14 protein-coding genes are annotated in these 16572 nt (G+C 50.3%); all 14 read right to left on the bottom strand.

Annotation, left to right across the window (positions count from 1 at the left end; translation table 11 throughout):
• Window positions 1-149: 149 nt before the first annotated feature.
• Window positions 150-326: a 30S ribosomal protein S21 gene (gene rpsU / locus CZ360_RS12270; protein ID WP_077534497.1), complete on the bottom strand. Its 177-nt coding sequence runs from the start codon at window positions 324-326 to the stop codon at window positions 150-152.
• 195 nt (window positions 327-521) lie between these two features.
• The gene (gene leuS, locus CZ360_RS12275; protein ID WP_077534498.1) at window positions 522-3053 is read right to left on the bottom strand and encodes a leucine--tRNA ligase; all 2532 of its coding nucleotides are present in this window, start codon (window positions 3051-3053) and stop codon (window positions 522-524) included.
• Window positions 3054-3088: 35 nt separating this feature from the next.
• Complete coding sequence (rsfS, locus tag CZ360_RS12280) at window positions 3089-3442, bottom strand: ribosome silencing factor (protein ID WP_077534500.1); 354 nt, start codon at window positions 3440-3442, stop codon at window positions 3089-3091.
• Between the two features lie 140 nt (window positions 3443-3582).
• A complete protein-coding gene (gene yqeK, locus CZ360_RS12285) occupies window positions 3583-4179 on the bottom strand; it encodes a bis(5'-nucleosyl)-tetraphosphatase (symmetrical) YqeK (protein ID WP_077534501.1) in 597 nt (198 codons plus the stop codon).
• A gap of 15 nt (window positions 4180-4194) precedes the next feature.
• Window positions 4195-4818 carry a nicotinate-nucleotide adenylyltransferase gene (gene nadD, locus CZ360_RS12290; protein ID WP_159438291.1) on the bottom strand — a complete coding sequence of 208 codons (624 nt, stop codon included), beginning with the start codon at window positions 4816-4818 and terminating at the stop codon, window positions 4195-4197.
• Window positions 4819-4869: 51 nt separating this feature from the next.
• Entirely contained in the window at window positions 4870-5163 is a 294-nt protein-coding gene (locus tag CZ360_RS12295; RefSeq protein ID WP_077534505.1) for a YhbY family RNA-binding protein, read from the bottom strand.
• Window positions 5164-5168: 5 nt separating this feature from the next.
• Window positions 5169-5756 carry an RdgB/HAM1 family non-canonical purine NTP pyrophosphatase gene (gene rdgB, locus CZ360_RS12300; RefSeq protein ID WP_077534507.1) on the bottom strand — a complete coding sequence of 196 codons (588 nt, stop codon included), beginning with the start codon at window positions 5754-5756 and terminating at the stop codon, window positions 5169-5171.
• A 24-nt stretch (window positions 5757-5780) separates the two neighbouring features.
• Window positions 5781-6689 (bottom strand): signal recognition particle-docking protein FtsY, encoded by a 909-nt coding sequence (ftsY, locus tag CZ360_RS12305; RefSeq protein WP_077534509.1) that lies wholly within the window; start codon window positions 6687-6689, stop codon window positions 5781-5783.
• A gap of 20 nt (window positions 6690-6709) precedes the next feature.
• Entirely contained in the window at window positions 6710-10288 is a 3579-nt protein-coding gene (gene smc, locus CZ360_RS12310) for a chromosome segregation protein SMC (protein WP_077534511.1), read from the bottom strand.
• A gap of 13 nt (window positions 10289-10301) precedes the next feature.
• Window positions 10302-11300, bottom strand: a complete 999-nt coding sequence (locus tag CZ360_RS12315) for an elongator complex protein 3 (protein ID WP_077534513.1) — start codon at window positions 11298-11300, stop codon at window positions 10302-10304.
• Entirely contained in the window at window positions 11290-11970 is a 681-nt protein-coding gene (rnc, locus tag CZ360_RS12320) for a ribonuclease III (RefSeq protein WP_077534515.1), read from the bottom strand. The genes CZ360_RS12315 and rnc overlap by 11 nt, the downstream gene beginning before the upstream one ends.
• Window positions 11971-11988: 18 nt before the next feature.
• On the bottom strand, window positions 11989-12999 hold the full coding sequence (gene plsX / locus CZ360_RS12325; protein WP_077534839.1) for a phosphate acyltransferase PlsX: 1011 nt from the start codon (window positions 12997-12999) through the stop codon (window positions 11989-11991).
• 5 nt (window positions 13000-13004) lie between these two features.
• Window positions 13005-14339: a methylenetetrahydrofolate--tRNA-(uracil(54)-C(5))-methyltransferase (FADH(2)-oxidizing) TrmFO gene (trmFO, locus tag CZ360_RS12330; protein WP_077534516.1), complete on the bottom strand. Its 1335-nt coding sequence runs from the start codon at window positions 14337-14339 to the stop codon at window positions 13005-13007.
• A 42-nt stretch (window positions 14340-14381) separates the two neighbouring features.
• On the bottom strand, window positions 14382-16550 hold the full coding sequence (topA, locus tag CZ360_RS12335; RefSeq protein WP_077534517.1) for a type I DNA topoisomerase: 2169 nt from the start codon (window positions 16548-16550) through the stop codon (window positions 14382-14384).
• Between the last annotated feature and the right edge of the window lie 22 nt (window positions 16551-16572).

Raw genomic sequence — 16572 nt, forward strand, 5'->3', positions numbered from 1 at the left:
TTTCTCTCCTTAATTGAATAAATGAAAAAGCGAGCAGAATCTGCTCGCTTTTCGTTCTTAGTAGAATACATTTTGTCCGAGACTACATTTCTGAACGTTTGATAGCCCATCCAATATGTAATCCCTATTACGCAACTATTCCATAAATCCTATCTGAATTTACGTTTGCGTGCAGCTTCTGATTTCTTTTTCCGCTTTACAGAAGGTTTTTCATAGTGTTCTCTTTTACGCACTTCAGCTAATACGCCAGCTTTTGCACAAGATCTTTTAAATCTTCTGAGAGCACTGTCCAAAGACTCGTTATCCTTAACACGTACTTCTGACACTTTCAATTCCCTCCCTTTGCCCTTGTGGCAGAGGTTTACAATCTAGTATTGCAACAAATAATATTATACAATGCCGCCCAATAATTGTCAAGTAGAATCCCGAAGTTTTCTGTGACGAATTATTTTCCAGCAATTTGGCATTTCCTACAACTGCCATCAACCTTTATGACAGCAGCCGCAGTCCATATCCAAACCTTATTTCACAACAAGATTCACCAGTTTTCCCGGTACAAAAATTTCTTTCACAACCGTTTTGCCGTCCAGTGCAGCCGCGACCTTGTCGTCCGCCCTAGCAGCAGCCAAAGCATCATTTTTCTGGATGTCCGCTGCTACCTGAAGCTTGGTTTTGATTTTCCCATTGACCTGAACGACAATCTCGACTGTGTCATCCTTGCATTTCGCTTCATCGTAGACAGCCCAGGGCTGAGCGGACAGGCGCCCGTCATAGCCCTGCGCCTCGTATATCTCTTCAGTCAGATGCGGCGCAAACGGGTTCAGCAGTACGAGGAAGGTTTTCAGCTCGGCACGATTGACAGAGCCTATATTTGAAATATCATTCAGCAGAGCCATCATTGCGGCAATCGCCGTATTGAATTTCAGCGCCTCAATATCCTCACTTACCTTTTTGACGGTCTTATGGAACGCGCTTTCCAGTTCCGGGCGGTAGCTGTCGCCGCCAATCAGAACGTCCTGCAGGTTCCAGACGCGCTCCAGAAAGCGCTTGCAGCCCTTAATGCTGGCAGTATTCCACGGCGCGGACTTTTCAAAGTCTCCGATAAACATTTCGTAAAGCCGCATGGTGTCGGCGCCGTACTCGGTTACCATATCATCGGGATTGACGATGTTGCCGAGAGATTTTGACATCTTGACTACAGGATGGTTAGCCATCTCACCATATTTCTCTACCAATGCTGCCTTGGCCGCGGCCTCGCTACCGTGTTCGGCCACCAGTCTGCGCTGTTCCTCTGTGGAAAGATTGACAAAGCTACGCGGATTGAGTCCAAGTATCATACCATGGCTGGTACGCTTTGCATAAGGTTCCGGACAGGACACCACGCCGATATTATAGAGGAACTTATGCCAGAAACGGGAATAAAGCAGATGCAGGGTGGTGTGTTCCATTCCGCCGTTATACCAGTCGACTGGCAGCCAGTAGTCAAGCGCTTCCTTCGAGGCGAGCGCATGGTCGTTATGCGGATCACAATACCGCATAAAGTACCAGGATGATCCGGCCCATTGCGGCATGGTATCAGTTTCCCTCTTAGCGGGGCCTCCGCAGTGCGGGCAGGTAGTGTTGACCCAATCGGTCATTTTAGCCAGAGGAGATTCGCCGTCATCGGTCGGTTCATAGGAATCAACCTCCGGCAGCTTCAGCGGAAGCTGATCCTCCGGTACTGGAACCCAGCCGCATTTATCGCAGTAAACCAGTGGAATCGGCTCACCCCAGTAACGCTGTCTGGAGAACACCCAGTCGCGCAGCTTGAAGTTTACCTTTGGCTGTCCTTTTTTATTTTCTTCCAGCCACTCTACAATTTTTACCTTGGCTTCTTCTACCGAAAGTCCGGTCAGGAAATCGGAATTTACCATCGTGCCGGTTGCGCAGTCGGTAAATGCTTCCTTCGCAATATCGCCGCCGGCGACTACTTCGATAATCGGCAGGTCAAATGTCTTGGCAAAGTCATAGTCACGGGTGTCATGTGCCGGAACCGCCATAATCGCACCGGTTCCATAACCCATCAGGACATAATCGGAAATGAAAATCGGGATGTCCTTTCCGTTGACCGGATTGATTCCGCGTACGCCCTGCAGCTCAACCCCTGTTTTATCTTTCGCCAGCTCTGTCCGCTCAAAATCGGATTTTCTGGCTGCTTCCTCCTGATAGGCGCGTACTTGATCCATGTTTGTAATCGCATCTGCCCATTTTTCAATATACGGATGCTCCGGAGAAATTACCATATAGGTAGCTCCAAACAGCGTATCCGGACGGGTGGTATAAATCCTCAGGATATCACCCTGGGTTGTACCGAAATCCACCTCCGCGCCGGTAGAACGTCCAATCCAGTTTTTCTGGGAAATTTTAACACGATCAATATAATTGATGTCCGGCAGATCCAGATCGTCAATCAGCTTCTGGGCATATTCTGTAATTTTGAGCATCCACTGGCTTTTTACCTTACGGACAACCTCGCTGCCGCAGCGTTCGCAGACGCCGTTGACCACCTCTTCATTTGCCAGGACGCATTTGCAGGAGGTGCACCAGTTGACCGCCATTTCACTTTTATAGGCAAGCCCATGCTTGAAAAGCTGGAGGAAAATCCACTGGGTCCACTTGTAATAGCCCGGATCGGTGGTGTTAATTTCGCGGTTCCAGTCAAAGGAAAGCCCTAAAGATTTTAGCTGCGACTTAAAACGGGCTACATTCTTCGCCGTTACAATTTCAGGATGAATATGATTTTTGATCGCGAAATTTTCCGTCGGCAGGCCGAAGGCGTCCCACCCCATCGGATAGAGCACATTATAGCCCTCCAGACGCTTTTTTCTCGCAACAATATCGAGCGCAGTGTAGGAACGGGGATGCCCAACATGCAGCCCCTGCCCGGATGGATACGGGAATTCCACCAGCGCATAATATTTCGGTTTGCTGTAATCGTTTTGTGCTGCAAAGGTATGTTCCTTGTCCCACACATCCTGCCATTTTTTTTCAATGGCAGCAAAATCGTACTTCACTCTCTACCACTCCTGTAATATTGTTTGGTTGCCTCCTAGTCCAGCAGCTCCTTCATGTCGATTGTTTCTCCGTCAGACCACAGGCGTTCCAATGTATAAAATTTTCTGGTTTCTTCATGAAATACATGTACAATGACGTCGCCATAATCCATGATGATCCAGTTTGCGTACTGATACCCCTCTAATTTTCGCGGTTCAACTCCTTTTTCCTTGAGCTGAAATTCCACCTCGTCCACCAGTGCCTTGACATGGGTCGAGCTGGTAGTAGAGGCAATGACAAAATAGTCTGCGATGATGGTCAGGTCATTGACTTTAATCACCTGAATATCCTCTGCTTTTTTATTATCCAATACCTTTACAATATCTTTTGTTAGTTCAAAAGACGTCATACGCTTCTCTCCTTTAATCCCCTGACGCCGAGGAGACAGGCTCCTGTTCCCCATTCAGCTCGTCAAAGGTGCTCACCTGGTTTTCAGGTGATGAATAGCTGTTCGTCAGTTCTTTTGGCTATCTTTTTCCTCGGCATAATCTATCGTTCATTCTGATGGCCTGCCATTCTGCAATACTCGTTATATGCCTGTATCGTGTCAACAGGAAGCAGGCATTCGTCCCTTACCAGATAGCGGATGCTGTACTTTAAAAATTCCAGCATACACCGGTTTAAGCCATCCATTGCCAGGCGGCGGAATTCCTCCACCCGTTTATAGTCTCTGTCCTCCGAGACTGCATCTGCAAGATAGATAATTTTCTCTAAATCGGACATTCCCGCCCTTGCGGTCGTATGGTAACGGACTGCGTTGAGAATCTCTGCGTCCTGCACGCTCAGGATATCCCGGGCATAGATCCGCGCAGTTACCGCATGGTAAAGGCTTGGACTCTCCAGAATCACATTATCCTTTATTATATCAAATTCCTGTATCATTTTCAACTGTTCTGCCGGATCAACTTCTTTTGTGATGTCATGGAGCAGTGCGGCAATCTCCGCCTTTTCTGTGTTTACCCCATACCGCAGGGCCATTTTTCCGGCCTGCCTTGCTACTGAGAAAACATGGTTTGCGCGTTTTTTGGAAAGCCGCTCCTTGACGAGCCGTTCCAGCTCAGTGATTTCTACCATGCCGGTCATCATTCCTTTCGCACTTTGTCACGCTTTTCCTTTTCCGAATTGGTATAGGCCATGCTTTTTGATATATTCCAACACGCCTGCCGGGAGAAGGCCGGATACTGTTTCATCCCCAAGATGCAGCGCCTTTCTGACCTGCGTGGAGGAAAGGGGCAGTGCGTGAAACCGGACAATCCTGACGCGGCTTGACAGGCTGCCAAGCTTTTCGGTATACTGTACCATCCGGTCGTATTCTTCCCTTTCCCGTGCCCCTGCCACCAAAAAAGCCAGTGACAGGATCTCCTGATAACGGTACCATTTATGAAAGGAATACAGCATATCGCTCCCGATGATGAAATACAGCTCCGCCTGGGGATAAAGCCGTTTGATCTCCTGAAGAGTATATACGGTATAGCTGATACCATCCATACGCAGCTCCAGATCGCTTGCTTCCAGAAAAGGGTATTCTCCCGCCGCAATACGGCACATCTCATACCGGTCTGTCTCCCCTGCCAGATATCCGACTTCCTTATGGGGAGGAATATGATCCGGCATCAGGATCATCCGGTCAAATTGGAGCTCTTTCTGGCATTCCACGCACAGATGAAGGTGTCCGTTATGAATCGGGTTAAAGGTTCCGCCGAAAATTGCGATTCTTTCTTTCATGCTGATCATGCCGCCTTTGTGATAATAAGGCGATCCTTTCTCAAGGGTAGATTACCTGCCGAGCTCATAAACCGGTTCTTTTGGGTTTCGTTTATAAAGCACAAACCGGGTGCCGATCACCTGGACAACCTCCGAACCAGTCTGTTTCGAGATTTCAATTGCAGCTTCCTTTGCTGTCAATAATGAGTTTTCCAGCACCCGCATTTTAATCATTTCCCGGGCATTTAATGCATCGTTCACCTGTTGGATCACAGTTTCAGTGATACCGCTTTTCCCAACCTGGAGGATCGTCTCCATCTGGTTGGCATAGCCTCTTAAGGCCGCACGCTGTTTACTTGTCAACATCTATTTTAAATTCCTTTCAAATCTTCTTCCATTTTCCGGAGCGCCGCTCCGCGGTGGCTTAGCTGATCCTTTTCTTCTCCGCTCAAGGCCGCGAAGCTGTCCGTATCGCTGACCATGAAAATCGGGTCATAACCAAATCCGTTATCTCCCAGCATTTCCCAGCCAATGAAGCCTTCACAGGTTCCGATATAAGTGCGCCGGTCAGTTTCACTCAAGATCAGATGAATTGCCGAGACAAACCGTGCCGTCCTTTTGTCTTTCGGAACATCCCTGAGCCTTTGCAGGATCAGGGTACATTTGTCCCGGTCGGTTAATCCCGGCCCGCCGAAGCGGGCGGAATAAATTCCCGGTTCGCCGCCCAGGTAATCAACCTCCAGCCCGGAATCGTCTGCAATGGTAGGCAATCCTGCCGCACGGAAAATTGCTTCTGCCTTAAGAGAAGCATTTTCCGCAAAGGTGGTTCCGGTTTCCTCTACATCAATATCCACATCAGCTTCCGCCTGGGAAAGCACCCGGTAACCCAACGGCTCAAGGATCCGCCTGAATTCTACTAATTTATGCGCGTTTTGGGTTGCTGCAACTAATTTTATCATCGTTGTATCCATCACCTTCTGTGCTTATTCGTCAAACAGGGCGTCCGCAAAGTCCTGCGGACTGAACGGCTGCAGATCGTCAATCTGCTCTCCGACGCCAATGTATTTTACCGGAAGTCCCAGCTCGTCCTTGATCGCGATGACAATTCCCCCCCGGGCAGTGCCGTCAAGCTTTGTAAGCACAATTCCTGTGATTCCGGCTGCTTCCTGGAACTGTTTGGCTTGGGTGACCGCGTTCTGGCCGGTTGTCGCGTCCAGAACAAGGAGGATTTCCTTGTCGCAGCCAGCCATTTCCCGGTCAATCACCCGAGAAATTTTACTGAGCTCGTCCATCAGATTTTTCTTATTATGCAGCCGGCCCGCCGTATCGCAGATAATCACATCGCAGCCGCGTGCTTTTCCGGCGCTGATTGCATCAAATACTACGGCAGCCGGATCAGCGCCCTCCTTGTGTTTGATCAGCTCTACGCCCGCGCGGTCGCTCCAAATTTCAAGCTGCTCAATTGCGGCGGCGCGGAAGGTGTCGGCAGCGCCCAGGATCACTTTTTTCCCCTGCGCCTTCAAGTTTGCCGCAAGCTTGCCGATGGTCGTGGTTTTCCCAACCCCGTTGACCCCGATCACCAAGATGATGGAGGGTTTGGTGGAGAGATTTAATTCTTCCCCGCCAGCCAGCATATTGGTAATAATCTCTTTCATCATGCCTTTAATCTTGGAGGGGTCGGTCTCTCCTGTTTCCCTGATCTTCTCACGGAGAAGGTCGCAGATTTTAACTGAGGTTGCTACCCCTACATCAGACATGATCAGGGTTTCCTCCAGCTCTTCAAAAAACTCCTCGTCAATTTTTGTAAAGGAGTTAATCAGGGTTTCCACCTGTTTGACCATGTTGTCCTTGGTCTTTTTAAGCCCAGATTTAATTTTATCAAATAATCCCATCGTTTCTGTTCTCCCCTAAACTAGCCTTCCAGCTTGCCAAGCTTCTGTTCCACTTCCTGAACATTGAGCTGGAGCAGCTTGGACACGCCTTCCTCCTGCATCGTCACGCCGTAGAGTACGTCGGCCTCCTCCATGGTGCCGCGGCGGTGCGTGATCATGATAAACTGAGTATGGTCGCTCATCAGGCGCAGATATTCAGCATATTTCGTAACATTAACGTCGTCAAGCGCCGCTTCAATCTCATCAAGGATGCAAAACGGAGCCGGGCGTACCTTAAGAATTGCAAAATAAATCGCAATTGCTACGAAAGCCTGCTCCCCGCCGGACAAGAGCGTCAGATTTTTGATGATTTTTCCCGGAGGTTCCACAAAGATTTCTATTCCGGATTCCAGGACATTGTCCGGATCGGTCAGCTTTAACTCTGCCCGTCCGCCGCCAAACAGCTCGACGAAAATTCTCTGGAAATGCTGATTGATCTGATGGAAGCTCTCTTCAAAAATCTCCTGCATCTTCCCGGTCAGTTCCGTGATCAGCCGTTCGAGCTCCGCCTTGGACTTTTCCACATCCTTGAGCTGCCTGCTCAAAAACTCGTACCGCTCCGATACCTCCTGGTATTCCTCAATCGCCGCAACATTCACGCTGCCCAGCGACCGAATTTTCCCGCGCAGGGACTGCAATTGCTTCTCTGCCGCCGCAAGATCGCCGACCGGTTTTGCAAAAGCATCGGCCTCGCTTTTGGTTAGCTGATATTCTTCCCAGAGCTTATTGATAATGCTGTCATATTCTTTTTGGACTGCAGAAATCCGTTCTTCCAGGCGGGCAATTTCCTGCACCAGCTTTTCCTTCTGAACGGAGACGCTGCGTTCCTCGCCCCGCAGCTTGGTAGTCATCCCCTCAAGCTTATTGCGCTGTTCCATCCTGTCCGAAACAGCAGCGTCCATCGAAGCGGATTCTTCCTTTGCCGCTTGAATCTGCCCTTTGATTTGTACGATGCGGCTCTGAATCTCTTCATCCTGTTGCAGGTAAGCCTGGTATTGACCTTGGAGGGCCTCCTGCTGTTCCTTTGCCGCCTCTCCGCGGAGCCCCAGCTCTCTAATAAGATTTTCCAGGGACTGGATATCCTTCTGGATTTCAACCTGCCGAAGCCTTAACTCCTGTAAGGAACCGGTCAGCTCCATCCGGGTTTCATTAGCGGTACTGTGTTCGCCCTGCATCGCAGAAAGCTGCTGTCTGCCTTCCAAAAGCTGCCGCTCGATTACGGCACTCTGTTCCTTCCAGGCAGCAAGCTGTTTTTTTGTTTTCTCCAATTCGTCTTCAGCAAAGCGGAATTCTTCCTCGGCAGCAGAAAGCTGCTCTTTTTCCTGCTCCAACAGCAAAGCAAGGCGTTTTTCTTCCCCTTCGCAGCGAATTTTATCCTCGTTGACGGTGAGAAGCTCGCTGTGGATCGCGGACATCTGGGCACTTAATGCGCCGGCCTCCCGCTGCAAAGCCTGCTGCGCATTCTGAGCCTCTGTCAACTGATGCTGCAGGATGCCCGCTTCCTCATGCAGCTTGGCAATATCCGACTTCCGGCTTAGGATTCCCTGGTTGCGGCCTTTCAGCGAGCCGCCGGTCATAGAACCGCCGGCATTGACTACCTGGCCGTCCAGAGTCACAATTTTAAATTTATAGCCATTCTTTTTCGCAATGAAAACCGCAGTATCTAAATCTTCTACGATCACGATCCGCCCGAGCAGGGAATCAACCACACCCCGGTAGCGCGGTTCAAACTGCACCAAATCGCTTCCCAAGGCGACAAAGCCGTCTAGCTGCTCAAAGCCGGAAGTATTCAGCCGGCTTCCCTTCACCGAGCTCAGCGGCAAAAAGGTCGCACGTCCCGCATTTTCCTGTTTCAGAAAATGGATGGCGCCTTTCGCATTCTGCTCTGTCTCAACCACAATATTCTGCAGCATCCCGCCCAACGCGATTTCAATTGCGGTGGAATGCTGTTCCTGGACAGTAATAATCTGGGATACAGTTCCAAGGATGCCGTTTAAGGCGCCATGCTTTCCCTGGCGCAGAACTGCCTTGACGCTGAAGGCAAAGCCCTCCATATTCTGTTCCAGGTCTTCCAGCAGCTTTGCCTTCTGGCGTTTTTCCTTGATTCCAAGCTCTAAGGAAGCGAGCCTTTGCTGCGCCTCTTCCAGCTTCTTCTGGCGGCTTGCCAGCTTCATCTGATAGCCGCCTTCCGCGTTTTGCAGGGAAACGGTCTGTTCCTCCAGACGGGCCATCAAGGAACGCGCCTGTGAAAGCTCCTTTTCATCTGCCTGCATTGCTTCGCGCTTCAAATCCATCATATCCCGATAACCGGCCAGCCTCTGCTGTGTTTCGGTAATCCGGGATTCAGCCTGCAGGATGTGCATCTGGTTCTGAGACTGTTCGACCAGCAATTCATTCAGCCGGCGGTTTAACGCTTCTGCTGATTCAGAATACTGGTCAGTTTGCTCTGTCAGGGCGAGCAGCTCCTGCTCTTTCTCCGAAATTTCCTGTTCCAGGCCGGCAAGCGACTGGCTCAATTCTTCCAGCTTCGCCTGATTGTCACCGATCTCTCCGGAAAGGCGCTCTTCCGACTGCCCGAATTGCTCCAGCTCCAGATGGATACGCTTTTTATTTTCTTCATTATGGTGCAGGTCATTCTCGCAGACCGCAATCTGAGAATGAAAGGCGGAAACCTTTTGTTCTGTTTCATCCTTTTGGCGGCGCAGCTCATCAATATCAACCAGACACTGCTGCATCTGCTGATAAACCTCCTGAATCTGCGCTTCGATTCCCTCGACCTGCTGTTCGATTTCTTCCTGTTCCAGCCGGAACGCCAGCATTTTATCGCTCTGATCCTTCAGCGATACATTCGCGTGCGCCAGGTTCTGGGACCACACCGATATCTCAAGGGACTTTTTCTCTTCTGCGAGCTCGAGAAAGCGCTTTGCCTTTTCAGACTGCTGGCGCAAAGGTTCTACCCGCTCTTCCAATTCAGAGAGGATATCCAAAAGACGGACGAGATTTTCATCCGCATTGGCAAGCTTCCGCTGGGCTTCATTTTTTCGGTAGCGGTATTTGGATATTCCCGCTGCCTCCTCGAAAATTTCCCTGCGTTCGTCGCTTTTGGACTGGACAATCTCCGCAATCCTGCCCTGCCCGACCATCGCATAACCGTCCCGGCCAAGGCCAGTATCCATAAACAGCTCGTTGACGTCACGGAGACGGACATTTGCACGATTAATCATATATTCGCTTTCACCGGAACGGTAATATTTCCGGGTAATGACAACCTCGTCGCTGTCGATTCCCAGCGAGTGGTCACAGTTATCGATTACCAGGGAAACCTCCGCAAAGCCCTGTGATTTTCTGGCCTTTGTTCCGGTAAAGATTACGTCCTCCATTTTTGCGCCGCGCAGGTTTTTGGTGGATTGCTCGCCCATAACCCAGCGCACTGCGTCGCTGATATTGCTTTTTCCGCTTCCGTTGGGCCCGACGACTGCTGTCAGACCCTTTCCGAACGAAATTTTCGTTTTATCAGGAAAGGATTTAAATCCCTGTATTTCCAATGATTTTAAAAGCAATGTTCCACCTCGACTATTCTAATACCTTTATTTCATATGCCGCCAGGGAGGGTTCCCCGGCAATTTTAATCCTTTGTTTCCATTCCTGCTCTAAATAGATTATATTCTTCCTGCGCTGGCCGATCATTTTAGACAGCTCGGAGCTTTTTACCTGTAAAGTCACCTTGTCCCCGCTGCCGTGAAAAGGAAGGCGCAGAGCGCGATCTAAATAGATTCTGCTTTCGCATAGCTCCCGGAAAGCAGGATGGTAAATTCCGCCCGCCATTTCCTGTTCTATATCGCGGGAAGCATGGAGGCCAACCCGGATCACATCAATTCCCCGTCCGGCGAAAAATTCAAGCATACCGGCACAAAGAGAGACCGCCTCCTCCATCGGATAGGGCTGATACCTCCCGTTTCTCAGCTTCTCTTCCAGCTCTGTTCCGCGCAGGATTACCGTCGGATAAATCCGGACGGTTTTCGGAAAAAGCCCGGCAAGCTGTTCTGCCGTTTCCCTGTCCTTTTCCGGAGTCGAACCATAAAGCCCTACCATCATCTGAAGCCCAAGCTCAAATCCGTAACCGTGAATCAGCTCTGAAGCTTCACAAACCTGCCTGGCGGTATGTCCCCGGCGGTTTGCCTTGAGCACATCATCGTCCATGCTCTGGGCTCCAAGCTCGACTGCAGTGACATCATATTCATACAGAATATTCAGTATCTCCGGGCTGATCGCATCCGGCCGGGTGGATACCCGGATTCCCCGGCAGCCGAACCGCCGGACATACTCTCTGCCAACCGACAGAAGGCCGGTCATATAATGCTGTTCAAGCATCGTAAAGCTTCCGCCGAAAAAAGCGATTTCCGTTTCCTCCGGCGGGGCAGCCAGTGTCAGAAAGGCCTGTTCCAGTTCCTTCCTGACCCGCTCGATAGATGGTGCGGACTGTGTTCCCGAAATTGTCCTCTGGTTGCAGAAGCTGCATTGATTCGGACAGCCCGCATTTGGGATAAACAGTGCAACATTGCTATGTTTCATAACCCATCAGCCCTAATGCTTCTTTGGCGGCAATTTGTTCCGCCTGCTTTTTGCTTCTTCCGATGCCGGTGCCGATTACATTGGAATTCAAATGAACTTCCACCATAAAAGTTTTATTATGATCCGGCCCTTTTTCTTCTACCAGCACATATTCAATCTTCTCTTCTCGATTTTTCTGGATAATCTCCTGCAAAGCCGTTTTATAATCGCTGACATAGGTGATCTTTTTAACGTCCAGCTTTTCAGGAATAAAACGCAGAACAAAATTCCTGGCTTCATCCAATCCACTATCCAGATAAATCGAGGCAATCACCGCTTCAAATGCATCAGCCAAAATAGAGGGACGTTCCCGTCCGCCGGTCATTTCTTCCCCTTTTCCGAGAATGAGGTATTCGCCGAGATTAATTTTTAAGGCAAACTGATGCAGACTCTTTTCACAGACTAACGAAGCCCGCAGCTTGGTCAGCTCCCCTTCCGGAAGATGGGTATAATGCTCGAACAGATGCTGCGCGACAATAATCGAGAGAACGGAATCTCCCAAAAATTCCAGCCTCTGATTATTTTTCAGGTGTTTTTTCCCTTCATTGGCATAGGACGGATGAGTCAGAGCCTCTTTCATCCAGCTTTTATTGTGGTAATGATACTGGATCATCTTTTCAAAGTCTAGCAAGGGTAACAACCTCCCTGATTAAAGGCTTTTTTCCGCCTCTTTCTGTGCCTGCAAGGCCTTTATGATTTCTCCGTTGACATCCTTTTCCGCAAATTCGCATGCCTGGCGGATCGCATTTTTGTAGGCGTAGCCGTCTGAGCTGCCATGCGCCTTGATCACCGGCTTCGCGGAACCGAGCAGCGGAGCGCCTCCGTATTCTTTATAATCCATTTTCTGTTTAAACTGCTTCATGTCTTTCATTACAAGCGCCGCCGCCAGCTTGCCGCCCAAACTGCCCATAAAGATATCCTTGATATTGCTCATCAGGAATTTGGCAAGCCCTTCGGTAAGCTTCAGGATCACATTTCCGGTAAAGCCGTCCGCCACAACAACGTCTGCCTTGCCCAGAGGAATATCCCTCGCCTCCACATTTCCTACAAAGTTCATCTTGGAGTTCTGTAACAGGCTATAGGTTTCAAGCTGCAGGTCGCGGCCCTTGGTTTCTTCCTCCCCGACATTGACCAGCCCGACGCGTGGGTTGTCAATCCCCATAATCCGGTTCATATAGATTGATCCCATCATGGCAAACTGGGTCAGCATCTCCGGGCGGCATTCCAGGTTCGCACCTGCATCCGCAAGGATAAAGCAGCCTGTCTGCGACGGGATGATTGTCGCGATAGATGCACGCTTGATCCCCTTTAAGCGTTTCACGATCAACGAAGCCCCGACAACTACCGCCCCGGTACTCCCGGCGCTGACGAAGGCGTCGGCTTCTCCATCCGCTAACAGCTTCATCGCAACTGCCATCGAAGAATTTTGGTGTTCCTTGACAATGGAAGTTGGGTCATCGCAAACTTCAATTACGTCATCAGTATGGTGGATCACAATTCCTTCCAAGGAAATGCCATTCTCCTCTGCCGTCCTTTTCAAGACCGCTTCATCTCCGGTAACAATGATAGAAGCTCCATACTCCTTCACCGCCATGGCGCTCCCCTGAAGAACAGCTAACGGCGCGTTATCCCCGCCGAACCCATCGACTACTACTTTCATCATGATCACATTCCTTTCCTATCTTCATATTCTCCGTATTTCATCAATGCTGCCTCCAGCGCCCGATATCCTCGTTCGGAAAGCGTCCGGTACCGCAGCTTTTTGTCCCTGATTCGTTCCTCCAGAGCAGGCAGAACGCCCATATTGGCGCCCATCGGCTGGAAATTCACTACCGTTTCATCGCTGATGTAATGAGACAGCGCCCCCAGCATCGACTCTCTCGGGAGAATCACCGGTTCTTTTCCCTCCAGCCTTCGTCCGGCGTTGACGCCCGCCAACATTCCGGAAGCGGCGCTTTCGGTATAGCCCTCTACCCCGGTAATTTGTCCGGCAAAGAAAATTTCCGGCTGTTTTTTTAGCTGGAATGCCGCGTTTAACAGCTTCGGGCTGTTGATAAAGGTGTTGCGATGCATCACGCCGTACCGCAGAAATTCTGCTTCTTTCAGTCCGGGAATCATCGAAAATACCCGTTTTTGTTCTCCCCATTTGAGGTTTGTCTGAAAGCCCACCAGATTGTACATGGTGGAACCCGCGTTTTCCTTCCGAAGCTGAACTACAGCCCAGGGACGGCGCCCTGTTCTCGGGTCAGTCAGTCCAACCGGCTTGAGCGGCCCATAGCGCAGCGTATCAGCGCCGCGTTTTGCCATCACCTCTACCGGCATACAGCCCTCATATACCTTAAAATCTCTCTGATCAATCTCTTTCAACGGTGCGGATTCGGCTGAAATCAGCGCTTCATAAAAGCGTTCGTACTCCTCCTTATTCATCGGACAATTGATGTAGTCGTCGCCTTCCCCATTGCTGTAGCGGGACGCCTCAAACGCCACCGCCATATCAATGCTGTCTGCCGCAACAATTGGAGCCGCCGCATCAAAAAAGCTGAGGTGTTCCTCTTCTACCAGTCTCTGTACGGCTTGCGCCAGTCCCTCTGACATCAGCGGCCCGGCAGCCACAATGACGGTGCCTTCCGGAAGTTCTGTTACTTCCTCCTGCACCACCCGAATGTTCGGATGGCTGGTAATCTTCTGTGTAATATAATCGGAAAAAAGGGTGCGATCCACTGCAAGCGCGCCCCCAGCCGGGACCGCGAACCGCCTGGCGCTTTCCATGACAAGCGAACCCATTCGTTCCATCTCTGCTTTTAAAAGCCCGGCGGCCGAATCAAACCGCGCCGCTTTAAGAGAATTGGAGCAGATCAGCTCCGCAAATCCCTTGTAATGATGTGCAGGCGTATATTTTTGCGGCTTCATCTCAAAAAGCTCAACTAGAATACCTCGGTTTGCGAGCTGCCATGCCGCTTCACATCCGGCCAAGCCGGCGCCGATCACACTGACTTTCATTCTGCCTTGTATCAATCGAAGTTTCCTCTCTGTTTTTACCGGCTATCTGCCGTCTTCCTTCTCATAATCGCACTGCTCGTTAGAGCAATAGATTTTTCCGTTTCTTCCCGCTTTTTTCAGCAGTGTTTTGCCGCATTTCGGGCAGACGTCCCTGGTCGGGGTATCCCAGGTCATAAAGGTACAGTTCGGGTAATTGCCGCACCCAAAAAATTTCTTACCCTTTTTCGATTTCTTTTCCAGAATTTTCCCGCCGCAGACCGGGCATTCTCCCGGCATTTCCTTCACAATCTTTTTGGTGAAGGTGCATTCCGGATAGCCGGAGCAGGCAAGAAATTTGCCGAAGCGTCCTACCTTGACTACCATCGGACGGCCGCAGACCTCACAGATCTCGTCCGTCACCTCATCCGGCAGGACAATCTTTTCCTCACCGATATTTTTCTGCGCCTCTTCCAGCGCTTTCGCGAAATCGGCATAGAAATTGCGCATACATTCCTTCCAATTCTCTTCCCCGGCTTCAATCTTATCAAGATCAGTTTCCATATTCGCCGTAAAGCCGACGTCAATAAACTGGTTGAAATGCTTGCGGATCAGCTCTGTTGTGATCTCGCCCAACGGAGTCGGGACAAGCTGCTTGCCGTCGCGTTCCACATAGTTTCTGGAAATGATCGTGGTAATGGTCGGCGCATAGGTACTTGGACGGCCGATTCCGTTTTCCTCCATCGCCTTGGTCAGGGATGCCTCTGTATAACGGGCAGGAGGCTGGGTAAAGTGCTGCAGACCGGCCAGCTTGTTCACCCGCAGGCTTTCCTTTTCCTGCAGGTTCGGCAAACGCCCGTCCTCCTGTGTTTCCTCGTCCTTGCCTTCCTCATAGAGGACTGTAAAGCCGTCGAACTGTACAGAATAGCCGGATGCCTTAAAGTCATACTCTCCCGCCTTGACCGACACCTGTACGGTATTTAAAATGCAGTCCGCCATCTGGCTGGCGATAAACCGCTCCCAGATCAGCTTATAAAGCTTATACTGGTCTGCTGTCAGGCTTTCCTTTGCCATAGCGGGAGTTAAAGACGGTACTGTCGGACGGATCGCTTCATGCCCGTCCTGCGCGTTGCCTTTAGTTTTATAGCTGCGGGCTGCCGCCGGAAGATATTTGTCCCCGAAACGCCCTGTGATATATTCCTTGGCTGCCTGCTTTGCCTCATCCGAGATGCGCAGCGAGTCGGTTCTCATATAGGTAATCAAGCCGAGCGAGCCAAAATCAGCTACGTCCATCCCTTCATAGAGCTCCTGCGCAACCTGCATGGTGCGGCGGGACTGGAAGCCAAGCTTCCGGGAGGCCTCTTGCTGCATAGTTGAGGTGATAAAAGGAGGAACAGGCGATTTTTTTCTTGTTCCGCGCTTGATTGCATCGATGATGAAATCGCTGCCCTTCAGCGCTTCTAAAATCTGGTCTGTGGCTTCCTTGGTTTTCAGCTCCAGCTTTTTTCCGTTTTTGCCGTAAAATTTTGCGGTAAAGGTTCGTTTCACCTCAGAAAGAGCCTCGTCCAGCATGGAGGTGAGATTTGCCTCCAGGGTCCAGTACTCCTGCGGGACAAAGTTCCTGATCTCGTTTTCCCGGTCAACAATCAGGCTGACAACTACCGACTGCACCCTTCCGGCCGATAATCCGCTTCGGATTTTTTTCCAGAGCAGCGGGCTCAGCTTATAGCCTACAATTCGATCCAGCACGCGGCGCGCCTGCTGTGCATCCACAAGATCCATATTGATTGCCCTCGGATGTTCCATCCCGTTTTCCACTCCGGTATGGGTAATCTCGTTAAAGGTAATGCGGTTTGCCTCTTTTGGATCAAGCCCCAAAAGCTGCGCCAAATGCCAGGAAATCGCCTCTCCTTCCCGGTCAGGGTCGGTCGCAAGATAGACGGTTTTTGACTTTTTTGCCTCTTCCTTCAGCGACTTAATGGTTTTGGACTGCTTTCGAATGTTGATATACTGCGGCTCAAAATCATTTTCAATATCAACGCCGAGCTTGCTCTTCGGCAGGTCGCGGACATGCCCGACAGATGCAACCACTTCATAGCCTCTGCCCAGATACTTTTTGATATTCTTCACCTTACCGGGAGACTCCACAATAACCAGCTTCCGGGTTGGCTTTTTCACTGTTTTAGTTGTCTTTTTGGTCGTTTTTTTCACTGTTTTTGTTGTTTCAGCTGCCATTCTCTTAACCTTATTTTCCTTT

It is taken from the genome of Massiliimalia massiliensis, assembly GCF_900155615.1.
In the GTDB taxonomy this organism is placed as follows: Bacteria; Bacillota; Clostridia; order Oscillospirales; family Ruminococcaceae; genus Massiliimalia; species Massiliimalia massiliensis.

Coding starts and splice junctions, on each gene's coding strand:
- plsX (WP_077534839.1), bottom strand. CDS start 12,999: ATGAAAGTAGTAGTCGATGGGTTCGGCGGGGATAACGCGCCGTTAGCT.
- yqeK (WP_077534501.1), bottom strand. CDS start 4,179: ATGATGACCGGCATGGTAGAAATCACTGAGCTGGAACGGCTCGTCAAG.
- rdgB (WP_077534507.1), bottom strand. CDS start 5,756: ATGATAAAATTAGTTGCAGCAACCCAAAACGCGCATAAATTAGTAGAA.
- topA (WP_077534517.1), bottom strand. CDS start 16,550: ATGGCAGCTGAAACAACAAAAACAGTGAAAAAAACGACCAAAAAGACA.
- CZ360_RS12295 (WP_077534505.1), bottom strand. CDS start 5,163: ATGTTGACAAGTAAACAGCGTGCGGCCTTAAGAGGCTATGCCAACCAG.
- nadD (WP_159438291.1), bottom strand. CDS start 4,818: ATGAAAGAAAGAATCGCAATTTTCGGCGGAACCTTTAACCCGATTCAT.
- trmFO (WP_077534516.1), bottom strand. CDS start 14,339: ATGAAAGTCAGTGTGATCGGCGCCGGCTTGGCCGGATGTGAAGCGGCA.
- CZ360_RS12315 (WP_077534513.1), bottom strand. CDS start 11,300: ATGAAACATAGCAATGTTGCACTGTTTATCCCAAATGCGGGCTGTCCG.
- ftsY (WP_077534509.1), bottom strand. CDS start 6,689: ATGGGATTATTTGATAAAATTAAATCTGGGCTTAAAAAGACCAAGGAC.
- rsfS (WP_077534500.1), bottom strand. CDS start 3,442: ATGACGTCTTTTGAACTAACAAAAGATATTGTAAAGGTATTGGATAAT.